This window comes from Clostridioides sp. ES-S-0123-01, assembly GCF_020658415.1.
Classification (GTDB): Bacteria; Bacillota; Clostridia; order Peptostreptococcales; family Peptostreptococcaceae; genus Clostridioides.
The window spans coordinates 81,807-107,578 of record NZ_JACVWD010000001.1; the positions used below are offsets into that span (position 1 = coordinate 81,807).

At 27.0% G+C, this 25,772-nt stretch carries 22 protein-coding genes; 16 read left to right on the top strand and 6 right to left on the bottom strand.

Annotation, left to right across the window (positions count from 1 at the left end):
* Window positions 1-74: 74 nt before the first annotated feature.
* Window positions 75-3,263, bottom strand: a complete 3,189-nt coding sequence (locus IC175_RS00350; RefSeq protein ID WP_227850972.1) for a DEAD/DEAH box helicase — start codon at window positions 3,261-3,263, stop codon at window positions 75-77.
* 259 nt (window positions 3,264-3,522) lie between these two features.
* Between IC175_RS00350 and IC175_RS00355 the strand changes: the two genes are divergently transcribed.
* On the top strand, window positions 3,523-5,697 hold the full coding sequence (locus tag IC175_RS00355; RefSeq protein WP_227850973.1) for a molybdopterin-dependent oxidoreductase: 2,175 nt from the start codon (window positions 3,523-3,525) through the stop codon (window positions 5,695-5,697).
* 13 nt (window positions 5,698-5,710) lie between these two features.
* The gene (locus tag IC175_RS00360; protein WP_227850974.1) at window positions 5,711-6,142 is read left to right on the top strand and encodes a 4Fe-4S dicluster domain-containing protein; all 432 of its coding nucleotides are present in this window, start codon (window positions 5,711-5,713) and stop codon (window positions 6,140-6,142) included.
* A 169-nt stretch (window positions 6,143-6,311) separates the two neighbouring features.
* Here the strand turns inward: IC175_RS00360 and IC175_RS00365 are convergent, their stop codons facing one another.
* The gene (locus IC175_RS00365) at window positions 6,312-7,064 is read right to left on the bottom strand and encodes an AAA family ATPase (RefSeq protein WP_227850975.1); all 753 of its coding nucleotides are present in this window, start codon (window positions 7,062-7,064) and stop codon (window positions 6,312-6,314) included.
* A gap of 319 nt (window positions 7,065-7,383) precedes the next feature.
* Between IC175_RS00365 and IC175_RS00370 the strand changes: the two genes are divergently transcribed.
* From IC175_RS00370 to IC175_RS00375, 3 genes are all read left to right on the top strand, one after another.
* Entirely contained in the window at window positions 7,384-7,863 is a 480-nt protein-coding gene (locus IC175_RS00370) for a DUF2975 domain-containing protein (RefSeq protein WP_227850976.1), read from the top strand.
* A 489-nt stretch (window positions 7,864-8,352) separates the two neighbouring features.
* The gene (locus tag IC175_RS19330; RefSeq protein WP_255615797.1) at window positions 8,353-8,487 is read left to right on the top strand and encodes a hypothetical protein; all 135 of its coding nucleotides are present in this window, start codon (window positions 8,353-8,355) and stop codon (window positions 8,485-8,487) included.
* A gap of 385 nt (window positions 8,488-8,872) precedes the next feature.
* Window positions 8,873-9,622: an amino acid ABC transporter ATP-binding protein gene (locus IC175_RS00375; RefSeq protein WP_227850977.1), complete on the top strand. Its 750-nt coding sequence runs from the start codon at window positions 8,873-8,875 to the stop codon at window positions 9,620-9,622.
* Between the two features lie 201 nt (window positions 9,623-9,823).
* On the opposite strand, the gene IC175_RS00380 is transcribed toward IC175_RS00375, so the two are convergent.
* The gene (locus IC175_RS00380; protein ID WP_227845954.1) at window positions 9,824-10,540 is read right to left on the bottom strand and encodes a Crp/Fnr family transcriptional regulator; all 717 of its coding nucleotides are present in this window, start codon (window positions 10,538-10,540) and stop codon (window positions 9,824-9,826) included.
* A gap of 163 nt (window positions 10,541-10,703) precedes the next feature.
* Between IC175_RS00380 and IC175_RS00385 the strand changes: the two genes are divergently transcribed.
* The 5 genes from IC175_RS00385 to IC175_RS00405 all read left to right on the top strand — a co-directional run bounded on the left by IC175_RS00385 (window position 10,704) and on the right by IC175_RS00405 (window position 16,835).
* The gene (locus IC175_RS00385) at window positions 10,704-11,432 is read left to right on the top strand and encodes a 4Fe-4S binding protein (protein ID WP_227434824.1); all 729 of its coding nucleotides are present in this window, start codon (window positions 10,704-10,706) and stop codon (window positions 11,430-11,432) included.
* Window positions 11,433-11,495: 63 nt separating this feature from the next.
* Window positions 11,496-13,088 (top strand): hydroxylamine reductase, encoded by a 1,593-nt coding sequence (gene hcp, locus IC175_RS00390; protein WP_227482527.1) that lies wholly within the window; start codon window positions 11,496-11,498, stop codon window positions 13,086-13,088.
* 399 nt (window positions 13,089-13,487) lie between these two features.
* Window positions 13,488-14,399: a patatin-like phospholipase family protein gene (locus IC175_RS00395; protein WP_227830613.1), complete on the top strand. Its 912-nt coding sequence runs from the start codon at window positions 13,488-13,490 to the stop codon at window positions 14,397-14,399.
* A gap of 191 nt (window positions 14,400-14,590) precedes the next feature.
* A complete protein-coding gene (msrA, locus tag IC175_RS00400) occupies window positions 14,591-15,544 on the top strand; it encodes a peptide-methionine (S)-S-oxide reductase MsrA (protein WP_227482529.1) in 954 nt (317 codons plus the stop codon).
* 160 nt (window positions 15,545-15,704) lie between these two features.
* Complete coding sequence (locus tag IC175_RS00405; RefSeq protein ID WP_227434820.1) at window positions 15,705-16,835, top strand: XRE family transcriptional regulator; 1,131 nt, start codon at window positions 15,705-15,707, stop codon at window positions 16,833-16,835.
* A gap of 166 nt (window positions 16,836-17,001) precedes the next feature.
* Here IC175_RS00405 and IC175_RS00410 read toward each other — a convergent pair whose 3' ends face one another.
* Both IC175_RS00410 and IC175_RS00415 read right to left on the bottom strand, forming a co-directional pair.
* Window positions 17,002-17,955, bottom strand: a complete 954-nt coding sequence (locus tag IC175_RS00410; protein WP_227434819.1) for an L-lactate dehydrogenase — start codon at window positions 17,953-17,955, stop codon at window positions 17,002-17,004.
* Window positions 17,956-18,064: 109 nt separating this feature from the next.
* Window positions 18,065-19,033 (bottom strand): L-lactate dehydrogenase, encoded by a 969-nt coding sequence (locus IC175_RS00415; RefSeq protein ID WP_227434818.1) that lies wholly within the window; start codon window positions 19,031-19,033, stop codon window positions 18,065-18,067.
* Between the two features lie 359 nt (window positions 19,034-19,392).
* Between IC175_RS00415 and IC175_RS00420 the strand changes: the two genes are divergently transcribed.
* The 6 genes from IC175_RS00420 to IC175_RS00445 all read left to right on the top strand — a co-directional run bounded on the left by IC175_RS00420 (window position 19,393) and on the right by IC175_RS00445 (window position 25,243).
* Window positions 19,393-20,592: a DHHA1 domain-containing protein gene (locus IC175_RS00420; RefSeq protein WP_227850978.1), complete on the top strand. Its 1,200-nt coding sequence runs from the start codon at window positions 19,393-19,395 to the stop codon at window positions 20,590-20,592.
* Between the two features lie 55 nt (window positions 20,593-20,647).
* A complete protein-coding gene (locus tag IC175_RS00425; RefSeq protein WP_227482532.1) occupies window positions 20,648-21,148 on the top strand; it encodes a GNAT family N-acetyltransferase in 501 nt (166 codons plus the stop codon).
* 138 nt (window positions 21,149-21,286) lie between these two features.
* Window positions 21,287-21,601, top strand: coding sequence for a hypothetical protein (locus IC175_RS00430; protein WP_227482533.1), 315 nt, complete (start codon window positions 21,287-21,289; stop codon window positions 21,599-21,601).
* A 162-nt stretch (window positions 21,602-21,763) separates the two neighbouring features.
* Window positions 21,764-22,729: a VanZ family protein gene (locus IC175_RS00435; RefSeq protein WP_227850979.1), complete on the top strand. Its 966-nt coding sequence runs from the start codon at window positions 21,764-21,766 to the stop codon at window positions 22,727-22,729.
* 111 nt (window positions 22,730-22,840) lie between these two features.
* Window positions 22,841-23,629, top strand: coding sequence for a putative ABC transporter permease (locus IC175_RS00440; protein ID WP_227850980.1), 789 nt, complete (start codon window positions 22,841-22,843; stop codon window positions 23,627-23,629).
* Between the two features lie 294 nt (window positions 23,630-23,923).
* The gene (locus tag IC175_RS00445; RefSeq protein WP_227850981.1) at window positions 23,924-25,243 is read left to right on the top strand and encodes an aminotransferase class III-fold pyridoxal phosphate-dependent enzyme; all 1,320 of its coding nucleotides are present in this window, start codon (window positions 23,924-23,926) and stop codon (window positions 25,241-25,243) included.
* A gap of 72 nt (window positions 25,244-25,315) precedes the next feature.
* Here IC175_RS00445 and IC175_RS00450 read toward each other — a convergent pair whose 3' ends face one another.
* Window positions 25,316-25,750, bottom strand: coding sequence for a hypothetical protein (locus IC175_RS00450; RefSeq protein ID WP_227482536.1), 435 nt, complete (start codon window positions 25,748-25,750; stop codon window positions 25,316-25,318).
* Window positions 25,751-25,772: the final 22 nt, after the last annotated feature.

The following is a 25,772-nucleotide window of genomic DNA, read 5'->3' on the forward strand; positions in this document are numbered from 1 at the left end:
TTTTAGGAAACTCCTGTTTATCAATTACAAATAACATAGTAGTATTTTATTTTTACTTACTATATATCTTACCTTCAATTAAACAAGTCCATTATCTCACTATCAGATAAACTTCTTAATACACCTTCGTTAGAAAGCTCTCCATTTATAAATTGATTTATAAGCTCTTTTTTATTTTCTTGTAATTTTATTATCTTTTCTTCTATAGTGCCTTTAGCAATTAACTTTATAACTTGTACTACATTTTTTTGACCGAATCTATGAGCTCTGTCACTAGCTTGATTTTCTACTGATGGATTCCACCATGGGTCAAAGTGAATTACAATATCAGCAGTTGTAAGATTTAATCCTGTACCACCTGCCTTTAAAGATATTAAAAAAACTTTTTTGTCAGTACTATTATTAAATTTATCTACAAGTTCAAGCCTTTCTTTAGCATTAGTTTTACCATCTATATAGTGATATGCAATTTTACACTTATCAAGTTCCTTGCCTATATTTTTAAGGACAGATGTAAATTGTGAAAATAATAATATCTTGTGATTTTCATTTATACTATCTCTAAGTATTTCTAGACATGTTTCTATTTTTGAACTTTTTTTATTATAATCTTTTACCACTATACTTGGGTCTAAACAAAGCTGTCTTAGTTTAGTTAAATAAGAGAAAATAACTATTTTATCTTTCTTAAGATTTTTATCTTTCATTTTATCTTGTATATCTTTTGCATACACACTATATATTTTTTTCTGTTCCTTATTTAATTCAACAAAAAAGTTTTTCTCAATCTTGTCTGGGAGTTCTTTCATTACTTCTTTTTTACTTCTTCTAAGAATAAAAGGCTTTATAAGTCTTTTTAAATTTTCAACATTATCTTCTTTATTTATAAATAACTCTTGAAATTTTCCTCTACTATATAAATATCCAGGCATTATAAAATCAAATATAGACCATAACTCTACTAAATTGTTTTCCATAGGTGTACCAGTAAGTGCAAATTTATTTTTGGCATTTATATTTTTTACAGCTTCTGTTACTAAAGCCACTGGATTTTTAATGTTTTGAGCCTCATCTATTACACAATAATCAAAAATTATTTCATTATATTTTTCTAAGTCATTTCTAAGAGTACCATATGTTGTAAGGACTATATTAAAATCGTTTATTTCTCTAAAGCACTTTTCTCTATCTTTTTTATTTCCATGTATCAATAGAACTTTTATATCTGGAGCAAATTTTTCAAATTCATTTTTCCAATTATAAATAAGTGATGTTGGCGTAACAATAATACTTTTTTTATTGAATACAGATAGTAAAAATGTAATAGTTTGTATTGTTTTTCCAAGACCCATTTCATCAGCTAATATACCACCAAATTTATAAAAATCTAAAACTTTAAACCAATTAAAACCATTTATTTGGTAGTCACGTAGATTTGCTTTTAAATTACTTGGAATTTCTGAATTTATAACATTAAAATTTCTAAATTTAGCACATGTATTTTCTAATTCATTTTTACCAGTTATAAATTTTAAATCTTTACCTTTTATCATTTCATTTATATATAGAGCTTTATTATTATGAATTTTATTATCTTTTGATTTATCAATTACATCCAAATTTTCAACCAGTTCAAAAAAATCTTTAGTTTCTTTTTCTGATAAGTCTATAAAACTTCCATCTTTTAGCTTATAAAAAGTACGTTTTTCTTGGAGAGCTTTTAGAATATCTTTGTACTCTTTTGGATTTATATCAGATATATTAAAATTAAATTCTAGATAATTTTGATTAGTTTGATTAATTGAAGCTTGAATTGATGAAGAATTATATATTTTCTTCAATTTAAACTTTTCAGAATAATAGATATCTCCAAATTCCTTTAAAGATTCTAACTGTGAATCTAAAAATGTAAATAGGTCATAGTCAGTTCCTTTAAATGTATATCTGTTATTTTCTTTTACAAATTGTGAAGAAAGCATTTTATTTTCAATTTTAGCCTCCTTTTGTATATTGGGAAGTATAAATTTTTTACCACCTTCATCATCATAGATATACTTTATGTCGCAACATACATTGCCATCAATTATATCAAAGTAAAACTCTGTTTCAAAATTATTTGCTATATTATTTTTTATGTTTTCATCCAAATAAACTTCTTTGGATATTGACTTTAATTTAGGCACTAATAGCCCTAAAACATCTTTAGAGTCTTCTTTATCAAATTTTAATTCCTTAGATTTTGCTAATACTTGATAGATTTTTGAATAATCTCGAGCCTTTTTATGAGACAATAAGTAGATATTATTCTCATATAAAAGTACATCACCTTTTCTACTAAGTGGAACAGGTAGTAAGTCTTTGGAGGATAAGACAATTTTATCTTCTATATTTTTAAAATTAAATTTTATTGGTAAAATATCACTTGATACTTTTGGATGATATTCTTCCTTAGAAAAAATTAGAGTAAAATCCTTGTCCTTAAGAGCATTCAAAAATTGTTTCAGAGAACTCATATTTATTTCCATGAACTTTTTTGAGTATGACGAAGAAAAATTATATGAAAGATTTGTTCCATATTCTTCTATCATATCTATTAACTTCTCATCTTCATCAGCAAAATAATGGATGTTAGGATTATAAATAAATTTTTTTCCAAACTCCAATTCATATCCATTAAGTTTTGAATATGCAAATTCAGTGATATTTTTTAAAACATACATTTTATCGATTCCAATTTTAAACTCAGCAATTGCTTTGTTTGAATCAATGTTTAATAATACATCTAAATTGACTCTTTCTTTTTTAGTATCATTTAAAAAAGAAAGTAGTTGTTTACTTAAGTCCAAGCCGACTTTAGAATCAGTCTTAGAAAGTTTATCTTTATCATCATCTAATATATCTATTAGAACAGGAGGAATGTCATTTTTACTTTTTATTTGCTTTAGGCTTTTTATCACAATAGCAACTAGATGTTTACATATAAAGATGCCTCGATTTGTAATATTTGATTGACAATCAACACAACTACAGTCACTCTCAATTATTTTAAAGTGTTTTATATCTATTGTTATTGAATTAAAATAAAAGCTATAATTATCCTCAGAATTGACTCCACCACGAAATGTTAGCAAGTTATTTTGTAAGTCATCAATATCAATGTCTATATAATCAACTAATTGATTACTATAGTATTTTATACCTCTTGACCATCTTGATGGTTCTGTATTTCTTTTGATTAATTTATATATCATATCTATTTTCATTTTATTCACCTTACCTCACTGTATATATTATAATCTAAATCTATTCAATTTACACTCTAAATACAGTGTTTAAATTAAAGCATATATAAATAGCTTTTATCTATTGCAAAATATATATAAATAACAATTTGCTATTAGATTTTTATTGTAATCTCCTGTAAACTAGGAGTGAAAAATAATGATTTAAGTAGTTTATAAATGTATATAAAATTTAATTATTAAAAACATATTTTAAGTTTATGATATTTAAATTAAAAGAATGTATAATAATTATAGTGTTTTATATTTATCATTGGGAAAGGAAGATATTGATATGGATAGTTATAAATTGATTAAGGCTAAGATACCATGTAAGGAAACAGGAATAGAAATAAAGAAGACTTTATGTGATATTTGTTCTCCAGGAATTCATTGTGGAATTGATGCATATGTCAAAGATGGCAAAGTAATAAAAATAGAAGGAACAAAAGAGCATCCAATGAACAGAGGGTTGTTGTGTACAAAGGGGCTTTGTAATAGAGAATATATGTATCGAGAAGATAGAATAAAAACACCACTGAAGAGGCTTGGAAAAAGAGGTGAAGGAAAGTTTAAGCCAATATCATGGGAAGAAGCTTATAGTGAAATAGGGGGAAAATTAAATAAAATAAAAGACGAATATGGAGCAAAACATGTAGCATTTTTTACAGGGTATGGAAAGTGGTATAGACCGTTTTTACAGAGGTTTGCATCTTCATTTGGTTCTCCTAATTATGGTACAGAATCAAGCTCCTGTTCAACATCAGCACAGATGGCTGGAAATGTTGCAACTGGGAGAAATTTTACAATGCAGGATATGGAAAATGCAAATACTTATTTAGGTTGGGGGTTTAATCCATACTACTCTAAATTTTTAAATAGTGTAAATTTAAGTAAACTAAAGGAAAAAGGTTTAAAATTTATAATTGTAGACCCTAGGATAACACCAACAACTCAAAAAATATCAGATTTGCACTTGAGAGTTAAGCCTGGTACTGATGGAGCTTTAGCTCTAGGAATGGCTAATTTATTTATAGAAAAAGATTTGATAGATAAAGAATACATAGAAAAACATGTACATGGGTTTGATGAATACAAGGAATATGTAAAATTATTTGATTTAGATACTGTCAACAAAATTACAGGGGTTTCTAAAGATGATATAGTAAAAGCTGTAGAGATGTTATCGAAAGGTCCATTTTGTATAAATGAAAGTGCTGCTCCAGTAGTTCATCACCAAAATGGATTTCAAAATTATAGGGCAATGATGTCTCTATCTGCTATAACAGGTAATTATGATAAAATTGGAGGTAACATACCAAAACAAGATTATTTTGCTGGTAAGGTAGGAGGATTTCAAACATTAGAAAAAGAGTTTGTAAAAGAAGTGCTACCTAAAAATATAAATGAAAGAATTGGTGGGGAAAGATTTCCTCTTTGGAATGAAATGGTAAATCAATTTCAAGCTATGGATTTAACTCGACAAATAGAAGAAAAGACACCTTATGAAATAAAAGCATTGTTTTGTCATGGTATAAATGCTAGAATGTTTCCTAATTCAGGTAGGCTTTTTAACGCTCTAAACACTGTAGATTTCTTTGTCAATATAGATTTATTTATGACAGATGCATCAAAATATGCAGATATACTTTTACCTGCATGCACATCTTTTGAAAGAGAAGAATGTAAGAGTTATCCAGGTGGATATATTACATATACGAAAAAAGTAATTGATACATTATATGATTCAAAATCAGATGTAGAAATACTTTCTGATTTAGCAAATGTTATGGACATAGAAGATGATTTCTTAAAAGCAGGTTATGAAGCAAGTATAAGACATATGTTTAAAGGAACTTGTGTAGATGTAGATGAACTTAAAGAAAGTGATTTACCATTGAAATGTAAAGATTTTAAATCATATGAGGTAGGTTCGTATACAATGGAAGGTTATGATACTAGTACATCTAAGTTTGAATTAAAATCTACAATTATTGAGAAATATAAAGATTTTGGATTAGATGCATTACCAACATACAAAGAATTTAATGATGATATAGATGAGTATAATTACCTATTAACATCAGGTGCAAGAATTCCAAATGCATTACACTCAAGACTTCATGATGTTAAGCTTTCGAGAATATTAAAAAATGAGGCTAGTTGTGACATTTCTAGTTTAGATGCAAAAGACTTAGGTATTAAGAATGGAGATTATATAAAAATAACTACTAAAATAGGAAGTTTGAATGTCAAGGTCAATGTTACTGATAGAGTTTTATATAAAAACATACATATGTATCATGGATATAGAGAAGTTGATGTAAATAGTATCATCTGTGATAATTTTGACCCTTATAGTGGATTCCCTGCATATAGAAGTTGTAAGTGTAAGATTGAAAAAGTGAATAAATAATTGGGGGGATATAATGAAAAGTTTATTTGAATTCAATAAAGAGTTATGTACAGCATGTGGGGCTTGTTTGCTTGCTTGTATAGACCAAAATGATAATGACATAGATAATGGTGAATTTTTTAGACATGTATTTACAGTGGAAGAAAAAGAAAAGGTAGAATATTTTTCATTATCATGTGTTCATTGTGATGAAGCAAAATGTGTAGATGTATGTCCTAAAGATTGTTTTAAAAAAGAAAATAAATTTGTCATATTAGATAATCAAGATTGTATAGGATGTAAACTTTGTGAAAAAGCTTGTGAATATGGAGCTTTGATTTATGGAAATGATGGTAAAGCAAACAAGTGTAATGGTTGTGTTGAACGAAATGAGTATGGTATGGATGCACCTTGTGTAATGGTATGTCCTACAGGAGCATTAAAGTTTAATATGGAAGTAGATTAATTATAAATTATAATTTATACTAAGATGTAAAATGAACTTTGTAAAGGACTACATTAAATTTGTATTATAACTAATCTAATGTAGTCTTTTTATGTATATACTTATAAAATAAAAATTGAGATAGTTAGAAGTTTAAATTTTTATTTTAAAAAGTTTGTCTTATGGATTACTAATCAATTAACATGTTTAAGAATTTTTTTTTATGATTTAAAAAATCTTGAGTAAGTTGATAATTTTCACTATCTTCGCATTTAACTTTATTAATGCCATTCTCATTTATTTCATAGATGATTGAATTAGGATAACAAATTAATATGGGTGAGTGTGTTGCTATGATGAATTGGCAATTTTGGGTTACTAATTCGTGTAATCTTGTTATAAAAGCCATCTGTCTAGCAGGTGAAAGTGCTGCCTCTGGTTCATCTAATATATATATTCCTTCTTTAGAAAATTTATGAATAAATAATGAGAAGAAGGATTCACCATGAGATTGTTCATGCAATGATACTCCTCCATAATAGTTTATAGTTTTTACTCCTGACGAAAACCTAGAAGCTTTATCTATTGCAGTAGCTACATTATAAAAAGATTCAGCTCTCAAGAAAAAATTTTGCTTAGGTTTTTTAGGTCCTTTTGTGATTGTTATATATTTATGAAGTTCAGAGTGGCTATTATAAGTACTAAAGCCAAAGTTTTTTGTCCCACCTTCAGGGTTGAATCCATATTCAATAGCTATTGCTTCTAATAATGTTGATTTTCCACTTCCATTTTCACCAATTATAAAAGTTACGTTTTTATGAAAATCAAGTTGATATAAGTTTTTTACTATTGGTAGATTAAATGGATATTCATTTATACTATGTATACCTTTTCTGTTTAGTTTAACTGACCTAATATATTGATTTATTTTTTCAGCATTCAAATTTAAAACTCCCTTTTATTGATTTTAATATACTTATTATAACTTAAAATTAGTGACTATATTTAGGTTTTTATCTAATAAATTTTAATATAGATATTAATAATTTTTAAATTGGAATCTAGATATAGATATTCATAGTGTTAATTATCAGAAACCTTACACTAACAATAGATAATTTTAATTACTCTTAAAATATTTACTTAGGAAATTAAAATATTTTATATTTTTAACAATAAAAATATATCTTTTATTATAAAAAATCATTGAAAAACGATATTATATGATGTAGTATATAAAATATTTTAAAGGAGTTGATATAGTGTCTGATAAATTTATAAAAAATCTATTAAATGGTATATTACAAGTTTTATTTTTTCTTTTAGCATTAGTACTTTCTGTAGGAGGAATTAAAGGCTTTAGTTATATTTGTTTTAGTGGTGAAGCAACTATACAAAGTTTTATATCTGGTATATTAAGGTTTTCTATGGTTGTATCATATTTTATTATAGTAAAGTCATTGTTAGAAATATTAAATAGTTCTGAATATAGCTTATTCATAAATGAAAATGCAAAAAGATTTAGACTTATTGGCTATCTTTTACTTTTAAATTCTGTTATAGAATTTAGTTCAACTTTCGGTACTACTGGAACAGGAATGAGGTTCCTAGATTTAGGATTCGGATTTTACTTCACAGTCCCAACTCTTGTATATTTTGTGGTTGCTCTTATGAGTTTTGTGATTTCAGACGGATTTAAGAAGGCAATAAAGATAAAAGAAGATAATGATTTAATTATTTAGGAGGCACACTATGTCAATTATAGTAAATTTAGACATGATGTTTCGATAACTCTATATTTATGTTTAGTATATGGTAATAAAATATTTAATATATACTCAGTCTTTATTTTAATATATCCAGTATTCGTTCCATCACTACATCCATAATAATTCTTCTGAAGTAAATGATACACGAGATATATTTAATTCTTTACTAAATTTTTTCGTATCTAATTTTTTATTGATTAATATACAGTCTTCCACGGAGGTTGATTTGCAATAGCAGTAATGATATGTAAATATCTATATCATAACTTTTTCATATGTTTTAATTTTATAAAAACGAGTTAGACAGCCCAATTATATTAAATAAATTTGATATTAAAAAGGGCTATATAAGTGAGTAAGGAAATAGTTTTTTTCTATTAGAAAAATAAAGAAAATTCTATTATAATTGAACATGTGACAAAAGTTTGCAAAAAACAACATTAAGTGAGGGGGACTTATTTTATGATTTTTAACATGAAATATTTTTTGGAATTATTTCAAATAATAATGAAATCATTCAATGTAACTGTGATTTTAACAATAAGCTCACTGATATTTTCATTAACTATAGGAACGATATTAGTGTTATCATCTTAGAAGAAAAAGTGCTTTAAAAATACTTGGAGATGAAAATATTGAAATGATTGATTTTCCAGCAATGACAGGTGAAGATTTTGCTATTTATATGAATGAAAGACCTGGTTTATTTATGTATATAGGGGTAGGAAATAAATAAAAAAATATAAATTACAGACTTCATAATAACAAGTTTAATATAGATGAAAAATGTTTAAGCACAGCATCTTCATTATTTGCACAACTTGCAGTAGATTATCTTTGTCAATGTTAGATTATAATTATAAGAATATATTCTATTTAAAAATAAAATGACTAAGTTATTTTTAGATTTCAAATTAACATATTAATTTTAGTATCAAATATATGATTAGTCTATTCTGTTTATTAAAAAAGGTGGATAATAATGATAAAAGTAGAGAATTTACATAAAAGTTTTAAAGGTACAGAAGTTCTTAAAGGTATAAATTTAGAAATAAATCAAAGTGAAGTAGTAGCTATACTTGGTCCATCTGGAACAGGTAAATCTACGTTACTTAGATGTTTAAATTATTTAGTTGAGCCTACAAAAGGAAAACTAATGATTGGAGATGTAAAAGTAGATGTAGAAAAAGCAACAAAAAAGGATATAGCAAATTTAAGAAAACATACATCTATGGTATTCCAAAATTATAACCTATTTAAAAATAAAACAGCATTAGAAAATGTAATGGAAGCATTGATAGTAGTACATAAAAAGAGTAAACAAGAAGCTAGAGAAATTTCTCTAAAATTAATAGAAAAAGTTGGGATGTTAGATAGAAAAGATTTTTATCCATCAAAGTTATCTGGAGGTCAGCAACAAAGAATAGGTATAGCTAGAGCGATGGCAGTAAATCCAAATGTAATATTATTTGATGAACCAACATCTGCACTTGACCCAGAACTTGTTGGAGAAGTTTTAAGTGTTATAAAATCGCTTGCAAAAGATGGAATAACAATGCTTATTGTGACTCATGAAATAAATTTTGCAAAAGAAGTTGCTGATAAAATTATATTTATGGATAATGGTGTGATAGCTGAAGAAGGAACTCCTGATGAAATATTTAATAATCCAAAAAATGAAAGAACGGCAAAATTTTTAAATATTATTAGGAAAGAAGAAGTATTTAATTAAAAACATATAATTGAAGTATGTCTTAAGACATATGAGATACTTTCATAAAAGTAAGCTAATTAACATACAAAATTAATGGATATCTTAATTTATATAATTAAGATATCTATTAATTTTTTGAGTAAAAATATAAATTCTAGATTTAGACGTAATGCCTATAATTTGAATTAATTAAAATTATGTGTATTGAATCATATAAGTTTAAATATCAAACTTATTTTGGAAACAAAAGATTTCAAACTTATTTTTGTTAAAAGATAATAGACCTTCATCTCTCATTTTTCCAAGTTCTCTTGACATAGAACTTCTATCAACACATAAAAAGTCAGCCATTTCATTTCTTGAAAAAGGGATTGTAAACTTATAGTTACCCGTTCTCTCTATTTGATTTGAAAAGTACATGAGCAATTTTTCACGAGTTGTTTTACAAGAAAGCAACTCTATTTTGTTATGAAGTAAAATATTTTTTTCAGCTATTAATTGTAACATATTTTCAACAAGTCTATTGTGAAATTCACATGTAGACGAGCAAATACCAGTCACACTTTTAAATTTTATAAATAGAACTTCACATGAAGATGTTGTCACTACTGTTACAGTACTTTTATGTAGTCTAGTGCAAGCAAACACCTCTCCAAATAAATCACCAGGTAAAAGTTCAGCCACAATATTTCTATTACCTTCAATATCTTCTTTTATTATGTGTGCACTTCCCTTAAGCATAATTCCAATAGAAGTCACTTCATTTCCTACAGAAAATATTATGTCATCTTTTGGATAAGTCTTATCAATAACACCCAAACATTCTAACATTGCTTCAAGTTCATCATCTTTAATCCCTTCAAACAGAGAAATCCTTCTTAATAGATTTATATGTTTTTCTAAAAATTTTTTCAAATAATCACTTCCTTGTTGCATATGCAACCGATAATTTCTTTTCATTGTACTATACTAAATTTATAAAAGCAAGGAGATATAAAAATCCTGTTACAAAAATCTAAAATAAAAAAGACCTATGTCTTAAAAATAAATATCTAGCAAAGTAGTATTTTAAACAAAAAAATTTTATGAGGTGATATAAATGATTAGAAAAATAATTAAAATTAATGAAGAAAAATGTAATGGTTGTGGATTATGTGTTGAAGCTTGTCATGAAGAAGCTATAGGTATGGTAAATGGAAAAGCAAAACTTTTAAGAGACGATTATTGCGATGGTTTAGGAGATTGTTTACCAACTTGTCCAACGAATGCAATTTCATTTGAAAATAGAGAGGCTGCAGAATATGATGAAGAAGCAGTAAAAGCAAATATGGAAGCAAAGAGAGCACAAAAAGAAAATTTAGCATGTGGATGTCCAGGTTCTCAGTCTAAGTCTATAAAAAGACAAGATTTAGATACTATATCTACAAATAACAATATAGTAATGGAGGCACAAGAGTCTCAGCTTAATCAGTGGCCAGTGCAAATAAAACTAGTACCTGCTAATGCATCATATTTAAAGAATGCAAGTCTTTTAATAGCAGCAGACTGTACAGCATATGCATATGGAAATTTCCATAATAAATTTATGAAAAATAAGGTTACATTAATTGGTTGCCCTAAACTTGATGAAGTTGATTATGCTGAAAAACTTACAGAAATTTTAAGATTAAATGATATTAAAAATATAGTGGTAACACGTATGGAGGTACCTTGTTGTGGTGGTATCGTAAATGCAGTTAAAACAGCCCTACAAAATAGTGGAAAGATGATACCATGGCAGGTAATTACTATATCTGTAGATGGGAAAATAGTAGATGGAGAAATCTAATTAAGTAAATCGTAAACAATTTAATAAATTTTAATAAATAAAATTAAATGGGAGGAATAAAAGATGGAGAATATGTTTTGTTTTCAATGTGAACAGACAGTTGGTGGTAAAGGATGTACTATAAATGGAGCTTGTGGTAAAAAAGGGGGAACAGCTAATTTACAAGATGAACTTACAGGAGTATTAATTGGACTTTCAAGAGCAACTGTTGGAAATAAAAATAGACCAACAAGAGAAACAGATAAAGTTATGATAGAAGGATTGTTTACTACTGTAACAAATGTAAGTTTTGATGATGAAGCTATAAAAAGACAAATTGAAAAAACTGAACTAGCAAAAAGTGAACTTGTACCTAGATGTTCAGATTGCTCAACAACTTGTAGTAGAAATGATAACTATGATATGAAGAATTTATGGAATGATAATGAAGATATACGTTCATTAAAATCATTAATTTTATTTGGATTAAGAGGGATGGCTGCTTATGCTTATCATGCAATGGTACTTGGATATACAGATAAAGAAGTGAATGACTTTTTCTACGAAGGGTTAATAGCAGTTGGAGAAGACTTATCTAGTGATGAACTTTTAGGATTTGTAATGAAAACTGGGGAAATAAACTTAAAATGTATGGAATTACTTGATAGAGCAAATACCGAAACTTATGGAACACCAGAGCCAACTCAAGTACCTATGAAAATTGAAAAAGGTCCATTTATTGTAGTTACAGGGCATGACCTTTATGATTTACACAAATTGCTAGAGCAAACAAAAGATAAGGGAATAAACATATACACTCATGGAGAATTATTACCAGCACATGCATATCCAAAATTAAAAGAATATAAGCACTTAAAAGGAAATTTTGGTACAGCATGGCAAAATCAACAAAAAGAATTTGACAATATACCTGCTCCAATACTATTTACGACAAACTGTTTAATGCCTGTTAAGGATAGTTATAGAGATAGAGTATTTACTACAGAAGTGGTTGCTTATCCTGGTATGGTTCATATTGGAGAAGATAAAGATTTTTCTAGTGTAATAGAAAAAGCACTTGAACTTGGAGGATATAAAGAAGATATGCATATGACTGGAATAAATGGAGGTGATATGCTAACTACTGGTTTTGCAAGAGGAACAGTTTCATCTGTACAAGATACAGTAGTAGAAGCTGTAAAAAATGGTGCCATAAGACACTTTTTATTAGTTGGTGGTTGTGATGGTGCAAAACCTGGAAGAAATTATTATACTGAATTTGTAAAACAAGCTCCTGAAGACACTGTTATATTGACTCTTGCATGTGGAAAATATAGATTTAATGATTTAAATCTTGGAGAAATAGGTGGTTTACCACGTTTAATGGATATGGGACAATGTAATGATACTTACAGTGCAATTCAAGTGGCTATTTCATTGGCAAATGCTTTTGAATGTGATGTAAATGAATTACCTCTTAGCATAGTTCTATCATGGTATGAACAAAAAGCTGTTTGTGTACTTCTTACATTGCTTTACTTAGGTATAAAAAATATCTATATAGGACCTTCTTTACCAGCGTTCTTGTCTGAAAATGTATTGAATATATTGGTTGAGAAATTTGCTTTAACTCCTATATCTACTCCAGAAGAAGATATGAAAAAAATATTAGGATAAAGAAAATACGCTTAGCTGATAAGGTATAAATTTTATAATCAAAGTATTATTAAGATTAATTATAATTAACATAAATAAGGGGTGGCTTTGTATAAGGTCAACCCTTATTTATATTTTTATGGTCTATTACTAAAGTATATATTATTTTAATCAATTATTTATAATAAATCATACTTTTAAATATTTATAATAAATCATACTTTTAAACTTATAATACTTAAAATATGTGTATAGTACAAACAAATAAAAAGTATAGTTTTAATAGTGCAGGATACTGAATTTAATTATAGAAAGAGGAACTTTGTAATATAGAATTTGCATAATATATATATATTATAGTGTAATTATTTTAACTAAAATTTAAAATATATAAGGCATTTTATATGGGGGTATGTATATATGAAAAATTCGAATTTTAATATATTAACATTCGATGGTGGTGGATTAAAGGGAGCATTAAGTATATCCATACTTGAGAGAATAGTAGAGGAGTATCCAAGTTTGTTAAATAACATAAATATGTTTGGAGGAACATCTACAGGCAGTTTGATTGCATTAGGGCTTGCATATGGTGTAAGCCCAAAAGAGATAAAGACTCTCTATTCAATTGAAAATTCAAAGTATATTTTCAACAAAAGTTATGCAGAAATGCTCAGACCAAAGTATGAAAATAAAAATTTAAAGGAAATTTTACTAAGTATATTTCCAGAAGACTTAGAATTGAAAGATTTAAGTAAATTAGTCATGGTACCAAGCTTTTATATAGGTAATGAAGAACATTCATGGAAGCCTGTATTTTATAATAATATGCCAAATTCTCTTAATAAAACTAGTAAAGTTGTGGATGTAGCAATGGCAAGTAGTGCTGCACCAGTATTCTTTCCAACCTATAATTGTCATGTTGATGGTGGTATAATAGCAACTGACCCAAGTTTAGCATGTATAGTTTATTCAATTGACAGTGGACTTAAGCTAAATTATAAAAATACAAGACTTTTTTCTATAGGGACTGGATATGTATATAATAGTATAAAGACAGATACAACTGAATGGGGAGCTATTGACTGGATAATCAATAAGGAGCCAGACTTACCAATTATATCTGTTACACTAGAAGGGAACTCTCAAATGAGTCAACTATTTTCTCAAAAACTTCTTGGAGATAATTACTATAGGTTAAATCCTAAAATGGAGAGAGATGTAGCTATGGATGATTGTGATTCACTAGAATATTTAATATCTCTAGGTGAAAACTGTGATATAAAAGATGCATTTGAATGGATAAATAAAAAAGGTTTTTATAAAAATTAGGTATAGTTTTTCATTATATTTATAAGTAGAAAATTTTTATAGTTTATAATTTTGATAAAAGATTTTGCAATTTTAAATACTTTAATATCATATAGTATTTTCTAAATAAAGTAAAAAATAATAAAATACAAGATTATTAAGTTACTTCTTAGGGAATAAATAAAATATAATTTTTTTAAGGAGTGATGAAAATGATAAAACTTGCTACTTTTGCAGGTGGGTGTTTTTGGTGTATGGTAAAACCTTTTGATAAATATGATGGGGTTATAAAAGTAGTTTCTGGATATACATCTGGTCATGTTGAAAATCCTACATATCAAGAAGTATGTTCAGGAACAACTGGCCATGTTGAAGCTATTCAAATAACTTATGATGATAATATAATAAGTTATGATGAACTTTTAAATATATTTTGGAAACAAATTAATCCTACGGATGATGGTGGACAATTTGGTGATAGAGGAACTCAATATAAAACTGCTATATTTTATCATGATGAAGAGCAAAAAAATACAGCTTTGAAGTCAAAAGAAAGCTTAGAAAATAGTAAAATATTTGATAGTAAAATAGTTACTGAAATAATTCCAGCAACTAAATTTTACGAAGCAGAAGAAAATCATCAAGATTATTATAAAAAAAGACCATTAAATTATAATATGTATTATAAAGGTTCAGGAAGATATAATTTTGTAAAAAGTTATTGGGATGGAAATAATGTAGATAGGGAAGCGTTAAAAAAGACTTTAACTCCTATTCAATTTGAAGTTACTCAAAATGACATGACAGAAGTACCTTTTGAAAATGAATATTATGATAATAATGAAGAAGGTATCTATGTGGATATAGTAAGTGGAGAGGTTTTATTTTCTTCAAAGGATAAATTTGATGCGGGATGTGGATGGCCTAGCTTTGCAAAGCCAGTTATAGATAAGTCTATAATTGAAAGAAGTGATTTTTCACAAGGCATGTATAGGGTTGAAGTAAGAAGTGCTAAAGGAAATTCTCATCTAGGTCATGTTTTTGATGATGGACCAAAGGAACTTGGAGGTTTAAGGTATTGTATAAATTCTGCTTCTCTTAAGTTTATACCTAAAAAAGACATGGAAGAATTAGGATATGGAGAATATTTAGAGCTTTTTAAATAATTAAAACTAGTTATATCATATATTCAGATTAGAGATGGAAATATAAATTTATGTTTTCATCTTTTGTTTTTTTGCCAATAATATGATAAATTATTAATTGTAATGTTATAATTTATATTTGTATGACTAAAGAATTTAATTTTTGAAAGAGAGAAAACAAATGAATTTAAAAGACTTTAATGGAAAAAGATTAAAATCAGCTAGAGTTTTTAGAGCTAAAACTCTAGAGCAGTTATCTAAAGAAACTAAAATAAATAAAAAAGATTTACAAGCTTTTGAAGAAAATAAGTATGTTCCAAATATTGAAAATGCATTAAAATTATCAAATATATTAAACTTCCCAAAAGAGTATTTTTATAAAAACGAAAGTATAAATGTTATTGTGGAAGATAGTCATTTTAATCCTCAATCTAAACTTCCTAGAGTGGAGGAAATTTCTTATAGAGAAAAAATAATAATCATTCATAAAATATACTCGTTTATGGAAAGTTATATAAAATTTCCAAAAGAAAACTTACCAAATAGAAAACTAATTAAGGATGTTAATATAAATGATATAGAAAGTCTTGCTAATAAGACTAGAGAACTTTGGAATTTAAACAACAATCCAATAGTAAATATGGTAAGTTTATTAGAGGCTAATGGGATTATAATATCAGGAATGAATGTAGATAGAAAAGGAGCAACCGTATTTACTCAAAAACAGAGAATAGGTAAAGAAACTAAATATCTAATATCTCTTGGGAATGATAAAAAATCAGCATCAATTAGAAACTATGATTTAGCCTATGAGCTTGGATATATAATATCAAGTCAATTGGGAATACCAAATAAGCAATTCTTAGCAGATGAATATGCCTGTGCATTTTTGCTTCCAAGAGAGACTTTTTTAGAAGACTTGGTTTATCCAGAAGACCTAGATTATTATGTAGAACTAAAGCAAAAATGGATTGTACCTATATCTGTTATGATTTTTAGAGCATACAATTTAGGTGAGATAAGCTATAAAAAGTATAATTATCTTATGAGCGAAATGGATAAACGAGGATGGTTAATAGAAGAACCATTAGATAAAATGAAGGGTGTAAGTCCAGTATATTTAAAAAAAGCAGTCGAATTACTGATAGAAAACAAAATAATGAACACAGACAATATAGTATCAAATTTAGGAGATATAGGAATAAGTCTTTATCCAGAAGACCTAGAATTATTGATGGGATTGAAAAATGGACTCCTATCTCAAAATACAAAGAAAAAAAGTAAAGTTATAAAATTTGATGGGAAAAGATAAATTAATATTTTAATATTGAAAGATAAAAGCAGGTATTTATGATTTAAATTTAAGGTTTATTAAGATAATTTTTTATCATAAGAAATTTACCTGCTTTCAATATTAAATTTGAGATACACTTAAAATATGCTATTAACTTAAATATGTATTCTAATATGGTATTAATCTAAATATCCTTAGCAATTTTAATGTATTCTTTTAAAATAGTACATGATTTATTGAATTTTTTTTGTTCATCATCAGTTAAATTAATTTCTACTATAGACTCAACTCCATTTATGCCAATTATGGCAGGAACACCAGCAAACACATCTTTTTGCCCATACTGACCATCTAATAAAGTAGAAACAGGAAGGATTTTTCTTTCATTATGAAAAATTGTCTTTACTATTTCTGTTAAAGCAGTACCAATACCAAATTCAGTAGAACCTTTGCCATAAAGTACATCCCAACCAGCTCTAGCTGTTTTTTCAGTTAATTCATCTAAGTTTAATTTTCCATAAGTGTTAGGATTTTCTTTCATAATATCAAATAATGGTTTACCACCAATTGAAACATGAGACCAAGGAACCATCTGAGAATCTCCATGTTCACCCATAGAATAAGCTTGTATTGATTGTTGAGGAAGATTTGTTTCCTCAGATAAAAGCCTTCTAAGTCTCGAAGAATCGAGTGCAGTGCCTGTACCCAAAACTTTATTTTTAGAAAATCCAGAAACTTTCCAAATATAATCAGAAATTATATCAACTGGATTTGAAATTACAATAAATATACCATCAAATCCAGAATCAACAATAGGTTTTACAATTGTTTTTACAATGTTGACTGTAGACTCAAGAGTATCCAATCTAGTCTGATTTTTTTCAGGTAATGGACCTGCACTTATTACTACAATATCAGAATCTTTACAATCATCAAGTGTTCCACTTTTTATTTTTGTAGCATGTTTAAGATAAGAAACTGCATCTGATAAATCTAAAGCTTGAGCCTTTGCTTTATTTTCATCTATATCAATCATCAGTAGTTCATCACAAACACCTTGAGTTATTAAACTAAATCCACAATGTGAACCGACATGACCAGTTCCTATTATTGATACTTTTCTTGGTTTTATTGACAAATTTAACATCTCCTTACAATTTGTTTTATGTATACATATGAGAATACTCTATAATAATTATAGAGTATCTAAATAAGTTAATTAAAGAATAAATCGTATAGATTTAAAACTAAATAGTCTTTGAAAGTGCAATATGGTCTCTTAAAACAGAACAAGATTTACTAAATCCTTCTTGCTCATCATTAGTTAAATTGATTTCAACAATTCCCTCAATCCCACTTTTTCCTATAATACAAGGAACACCTGCAAATACATTTTCTTCATTGTATTGACCTTCTAATAATGTAGAGACTGGTAAAATCTTTTTCTCATTATGTAGTATAGCCTTTACAATTTCTACTAAAGCAGTTCCTATTCCAAACTCTGTGCAATCTTTGCCATTTATTATACCTATACCTGTTTTCTTGTTTTTTTCAACTATTGATGGTAAGTCTAATTTGCCATAAGTATCTGGATTATCCTTCATCATATCTAAAATTGGTTTGCCACCAATTGAAACATGAGACCAAGGAACTATTTGAGAATCTCCATGTTCACCCATTGAGTAAGCTTGTATTGATTGTTGAGCGATTCCAGTTTCTTCAGATAAGAGTCTTCTAAGTCTTGTTGAGTCTAAAGCTGTTCCAGTTCCAATAACTCTGTTTTTAGGAAAACCAGACTTTTCCCAGATATAATTTGTAACTACATCAACTGGATTAGAAATAACGATAAATATACCATCAAATCCAGAATCAATTATAGGTTTTACTATAGATTTTATCATCCCAATAGTTGGTTTTAGTAAGTCTAACCTAGTTGTGTTTTGTCTGCGTAAAGGACCTTCTGAAGAATCTGCAACACTTATCACTACGATATCAGAATCCTTACAATCATTAAAAGTTCCTTTTTCTATATGTACTTTATGTGGAAGATAGGAAACCGCATCAGCTAAATCTAAAGCTTGAGCCTTTGCTTTAGCTTCATCAATATCAATCATAAAGAGTTCATCACAAACTCCTTGAGTTATCAAACTAAATCCACAGTGTGAACCAACATGACCTGAACCTACAATAGATATTTTTCTTGGTTTTATTGGCATTTTAAATCACTCCCCCTACAAAATAAAACGATATATTTATAATACAATGCTATATGTTATTAAATATGTTTTTTATAGATTGCAATATTCTATCATTTCAGAAAATTTATTTAATATGATTTTATACTAAAGTTTTTAAAAAAGCAATGTTAATATACTTTATATTATTGAATATTTAAAATAATATATAATTATAAATTTGTTAACATTAATATCTATATGTTAAAATATAGTAGAAGATTACTATTAAAAAATAGGTTAAGCTCTATCTGGTGTAATTACTTTAAACTTAACCTAAAATATGTGTATATTTAAACAATAAGGCAGTTTACAATAAAGGAAATGGAGATAAAATCATAATGGAAAAGTTATACTATACAAATCAGTATATAAGAGATTTTACAGCAGAAATAATTGAGATAAGAGAAATAGAAAATAAGTTTCATGTTTTGTTGGATAAAACAGCGTTTTTCCCTGGTGGAGGAGGACAATTTGGAGATTTAGGAAAAATAGATAATTATGAAGTAATAAGTGTATATGAAGAAGATAAAAAAGTATATCATATATTAGATAAAAAACCAATAAAGATACATAAGGTAAAGTGTAGTATTGATTGGGATAGAAGAGAAGATGGTATGCATCAACATTTTGGACAACATGTACTCTCAGGATGTTTTTTTAAGACTTTTAATGCAAATACAACGGGTTTTCATTTAGGTAATGAGTACAGCACAGTGGATATAGAGGGTAATTTAGATGAAGAAAAAATTAGAGAGATAGAGTTGCTTGCCAATGAAATTATTCATCAGAATATACAAGTAGAAACATTACTTCCAACTAAAAGAGAATTAAAAAAAATTTGGTTAAGACGTGCTTTACCAAACACAAATGAAGAAATAAGGGTAGTAAAAATAGGTGACTTAGATACAAATGCGTGTTGTGGAGTACATCCAACATCAACAAGTGAGCTTAGAATGATAAAAATAAAGAAATGGGAGAAGCATAAGTCTAGTACAAGAATAGAGTTTTTGGCTGGTAAAAGAGCTGTAGATGAAGTATTAAAAAGGGATATATATTTAACTAAAATCTGTAGATATTTAAGTTGTAGTGAAGAAGATGCTATAAATGGAATTGTAAATTTAAATGAGAAAGTGGAAGATTCTCTAAGTAAAAAAAGAAAACTTGAAGAAATAGTAGCTAAGTATCAAGTTAAAGAAATGGTTGAAAATGCAAATAAGATTGGAAATATTTCAGTTGTTAAAAAAATTTATGATGAAGAAGATTTAAAATATGTAAATAAAATTGCAAATAAAATTACAGAAGATGAAAATAAAATTGCATTATTAGCTGTTAGATTTGAAGAAAAAATAAACTTGATTTTTGCATGTTCTAAAAATTTGAAGGCTGTTAATATGGGAAGTTTATTGAAGGATGCAATAAGTCTTATAGATGGTAAAGGTGGAGGAAGTCAGGTTTTAGCTCAAGGTGGGGGAAAAAATAATGGTAACTTAGAATCTACCTTCGATTATGCATTTATGAAACTAGAAAAAATTTTATAATGTATTATTACAAAGAGATTAATGTAATACGTAAAATAGATATGGGGGAATAAGTATGGAACAAAAGGACTATATAGAATTATATGAAAATGAAGAACTGATAGAGATAAGAGAAGCCCGTTTAGATGATTTGGATATAATAGCGAGATTTAATTATAATTTAGCTAAAGAAACAGAAGGAAAAGAACTTGACATGGATGTTTTAACTAAAGGTGTAAGGGCGCTGTTATTAGATGAAAGAAAAGGAAAATACTATGTATATACAGTATTTGATAAGGTTGTTGCACAGATTATGTATACATATGAGTGGAGTGATTGGAGAAATGGAAACTTTCTTTGGATTCAGAGTGTATATGTAGAGAAAGAGTATAGAAGAAAGAACATCTTTAATTATTTATTTAATCATATAAAAAATATGTGTGATAGAGATGAAAATATTGTTGGCATGAGATTATATGTAGAAAAAGAAAACATAAATGCAAAAGCAACATATGAGTCTTTAAATATGTATGAATGTGATTATAATATGTATGAATATGAAGTAATAAACCAGTAATGTAAATATAAGATGTAATAAACCAATAATATAAACTTATACTATTATTATATTAAGATTATAAGTTTATATTGGGTATATTGAGAATTGTATGAAATAAAGCAGATATTATAATTAAATTTTTTAGGGGGTATAAGTATGGGCGTTTTAAAAGTCATGTTTTATGTATTTTTGTTTTTAGATTTAGTATCAATATTCTGTTTCTTTTTTAATAAAGGCAAGATAGCATCTAACACAATTGTATTTAATGCAATAGGTGTATATACATTTGTACTTTGTTTCATGTATTTTAGTTCTTATCCAAGTAATAATATTCTTGGTAAATTTATTGCATCTCTCTTTTTTATACTTGGAGTTGCAGGAGTTATGCTTAAAGAAAAAAATTTTTTATATGCTAGATTACTTTTAACTTTGGTTATTGTTTGTTCTACACTTAAATTGTTTGTCATTTAATAAAATGTATCTATAATGAAATTTATGAAGGTCTATATTTTAAAGTATAGACCTTTTTAATATGTTTTAATTTAACACTTAAGGAAAATTTAAGAAAATTTTAAAGGCATCTTAAACACTTGTTGGCATTATTAAAATATTAGAAGAGAGAAGGTGTTATTATTGAAAAAAGACATGTGTAGAACTTCAGAAAAATTATTATTATCAATTATATACATAATATTTTTTGTATATGTTCTAATAACTATAAGGATAATTTTATTTAAAGATGTACCAATTTATGCCATTTTCAAGGGTGGATTTAGGTCTGTCAACTTAATTCCATTCTATACAGTATGGGAATTTATGACAGATAGTAACATTAGTCTTATAAGAGCTATTGCAAATATCATAGGTAATATTGGTATATTTATTCCAATGGGAATTTTTCTTCCTGTAGTATTAAAAAAATTAGATAAAAAAACTATAATTATAATAATTTCTCTTATTAGTTTAGGATTTGAATTAATACAATATATTTTAGCTATTGGAAGCAGTGACATAGATGATGTGCTTCTAAATTCATTAGGTGGGATACTTGGTATTATTATTTATACAAAGGTGACCAAATTATTTCCTAATAACATTAAGAAATTCCAAGCCATAATAAGTACAAGCATAGTTTTGGGAGTAATAGGATTAGGTGTCATTGTTACAAATTACCAAAGCTTGTTAACTTTTAAACTCAAGCCAGATAAACAAGTTTCAAGAATATTAGTTGAAGAAAATAAGGAAATAATTAAAGATATAGATAAAAATGAGGGAGATATAATTGGCTCATTTGAAAGCTTTAAAAATGGTGTATTAACTATTAAGGCAGCTTGTAATAATAATATAAAGAGTCCAGATAATTTAATGGATAAGAGTGGTAATATAAAAGTTTATCTAAGTAAAAATACAAAACTAATATCCTTTGTAATCACTGAAGGAGAGAATAAAGATATAATTAGATATGAAGAATTTGATGCTAAAAATTTGCCTCTGTTAAAGAAATCTGATACATTTGAGATTTGGATTGATAAGTATAATCGACCAAAAGATGAACATGGAATTACAGCTGCTAGATTATTAATCGGATTAGATGAATAGAATATCCAACAAAAAAGAATAACAAAAGTAAAAAACGAAAAAACTATTTCTACAATTATTTTTACATTATGCACAAAAATATATCAACTATTGAAGGAGTAGAGATAAATTATGGAGATAATAAAATATATTTTGTATTTTTTTATATATTCATTTCTAGGATGGGTAGTAGAAAGTGCAGGATGTTCTATAGCAAGCAAAAGGATAATCAATAGAGGTTTTTTAAATGGCCCAATATGTCCTGTTTATGGTTTTGGAGCAGTACTTGTGATATCAATATTAGGCAGGTTTGACAATATAATTATTTTATTTTTGATAGGAATGATTTTGACTACAATACTAGAATATTTTACAGGATTTATTTTAGAAACATTATTCCATGCTAAATGGTGGGATTATTCTGACCAAAAATTTAATGTAAAGGGAAGAGTCTGTTTAAAAAATGCAATATATTTTGGAATAATGTCTGTTGTAATAATAAAATTTATACATCCCTATATAGAATATATTGTGAGTACTATTCCGTATAATATATTAATTTCAATAGTGGTAATTACGACTTTATGGACAATTGTGGATTTAATTGTTACTATCATATCACTTAAAAAATTAGACATGAAGCTCAATTTATTAGATGAAATAATTACAGACCTAAATGGTATAAACATGAAATTGGATAAGTTTGATAGAAGAGAGATACAAGCTTTATTTAAAACAATAAATAGTGAAGAGTTAGAAGCCAGAGAAAAATTAAACAAAATAAACAGTAAATTAGACCGTATAGAATCTAATATTATCTTACAAAAAAGAATTATCAAGGCTTTCCCAGATATAAAACATAAAAAACAACAAGAACAATTACAATATTTTAAAGAAATCATTAATGATAATAAAAGATGATAATATGATTTAATTAGAAATAAATAGAAAAATAGTATTTATAAGATAATTTGCAAAGAACTCTATTATAATAGAATAGAGTTCTTTATTTTTTGGAGAAATAGAGTTGATTTGCTGAAAATAAAATATATTATCTCTGAATAACAAATATTTTGAAAATTATAAAAACATATATTGACAATTTGTGTCAAAAATACTAACATTAGTATATAAAGAATTTTATATAAAAATATCTTTATAAATTGCAATAATTCTAAAAATATAAATTTACTTAAAGAGGGGAATGATTTGCCAATGAGCGAGATAACTAGTCAAATGATAAGTACAGAAGAAAAAAAATATGTTGCTAAGACTCAAAAAATACCTTATTATCCAGTAGCATTTAAATCAGGTGAAGGTGCGATGTTATATGATTATGAAGGTAATGAGTATGTAGACTTTTTAGCAAGTGCAGGCTCTGCAAATGTAGGTCATGGAAATAAGGAAATCTCACAAGCAGTTAAAGAACAAATGGATGATATCACACAATATACACTTGCATATTTTCATAGTGATCCTCCTGTAAAGTTAGCTGAAAAGCTTGTGGAAATAGCCCCTGGAGATAATGATAAGAAAGTATTATACAGCGCAACAGGCTCTGCTTGTATAGATGCTGCTATAAAATTAGCAAGAGGATATACTGGAAGAACAAAAATAATATCTATGTGTGAATCATATCATGGAAGTACTTATGGAGCTATATCTATATCTGCATTAAGTACAAATATGAGAAGAAAAATGGGTCCATTATTACCAGAAGTTTATCACTTCCATTATCCAGATAAAAATAGAACTGCCAAAGAATGTTTAGATGAAATGGAATATGCTTTTGCACACTACTTACCAGTAGAAGAAGTAGCTGCAATATTTATAGAACCAATTGCAGGAGATGCAGGAATAATAGTGCCTCCAGTAGAATGGATTAAAGGATTAAGTAAAATATGTAAAGAAAATGGAATACTACTTATAAGTGATGAAATACAGCAAGGTATGGGAAGAACAGGTAAATGGTTTGGTATAGAAAATTTTGGTGTTGAAGCAGACCTTATAGTTCTTGGAAAATCTGTTGGTGGAGGATTACCTTTAGGAGCAGTTGTTGGAAGAACAGAAATAATGCAAAGTCTTGATGCACCAGCACATCTATTTACTTTAGCTGGAAATACAACAGTATGTGTAGCTGCTTTAAAATCTATAGAAATAATTGAAAGAGAAAATTTACTTCAAAAGAGTATAGAAATGGGAGATTATATTAAAGCAGGATTTGAAAAACTAAAAGAAAAATACGATATAATTGGAGAAATAAGAGGCTTAGGTTTATCTATAGGAGTTGATATAGTTAAAGGAAAAGGTTCTACTGAAAAACATCCAGATGCTACAGCTAAGATATGCTACAGATGTATACAAACTGGTTTGATAATGATATTCTTAGGACAATCCACTTTAAGAGTACAACCACCTTTAGTAATAACTAAGGAAGAAGTAGATAAAGCAATGAGTATTATAGATTCTGCAATAGATGATTATTTAAATGGTAGAATTGGTGACGAAGTTTATGAAGTAACTCAAGGTTGGTAAAATAGATATTAAATAAAAAAGAGTTATCTCAATTTTAGAAAATAATTTCTGAAATGAGATAACTCTTTTAAGTTACCCACAAGTAAGAAGATTAGTCGATTCATTAAAGGTTATGTTTTGGGTATTACTTTTGTGAGTATTAGAAACAGTATTGCGAGAGTAGTTACTCTTACTCGAACTATCTGTCAGTTTTGTTATAATCAAAATTGCTAAAAGAATAAAAATTACTGTGTATAAAGCAATAACATATGGTTTTCTTTTATATTTGTATTTGTTATTAAAAAAAGAATGTCCATAATTATCTTTATTGACCTTATGTTTATTTATATTTGTATTCTTTTTTTTGTTATTCTTCTTTTTATCATCCTTTTTTCTATTTTTAGGGTAAGGAATGACTTTGTGTGTATCATCAAGTTTGACATTTTTATTTTTTTGAATATTGTTTTCTAGGCTAGCTTTTTTTTCTCCAAATTGAATAGTTTTATTGGTATTGTTGTTATCTTTCAATGTTAATCTCCCTCCCTTAAAC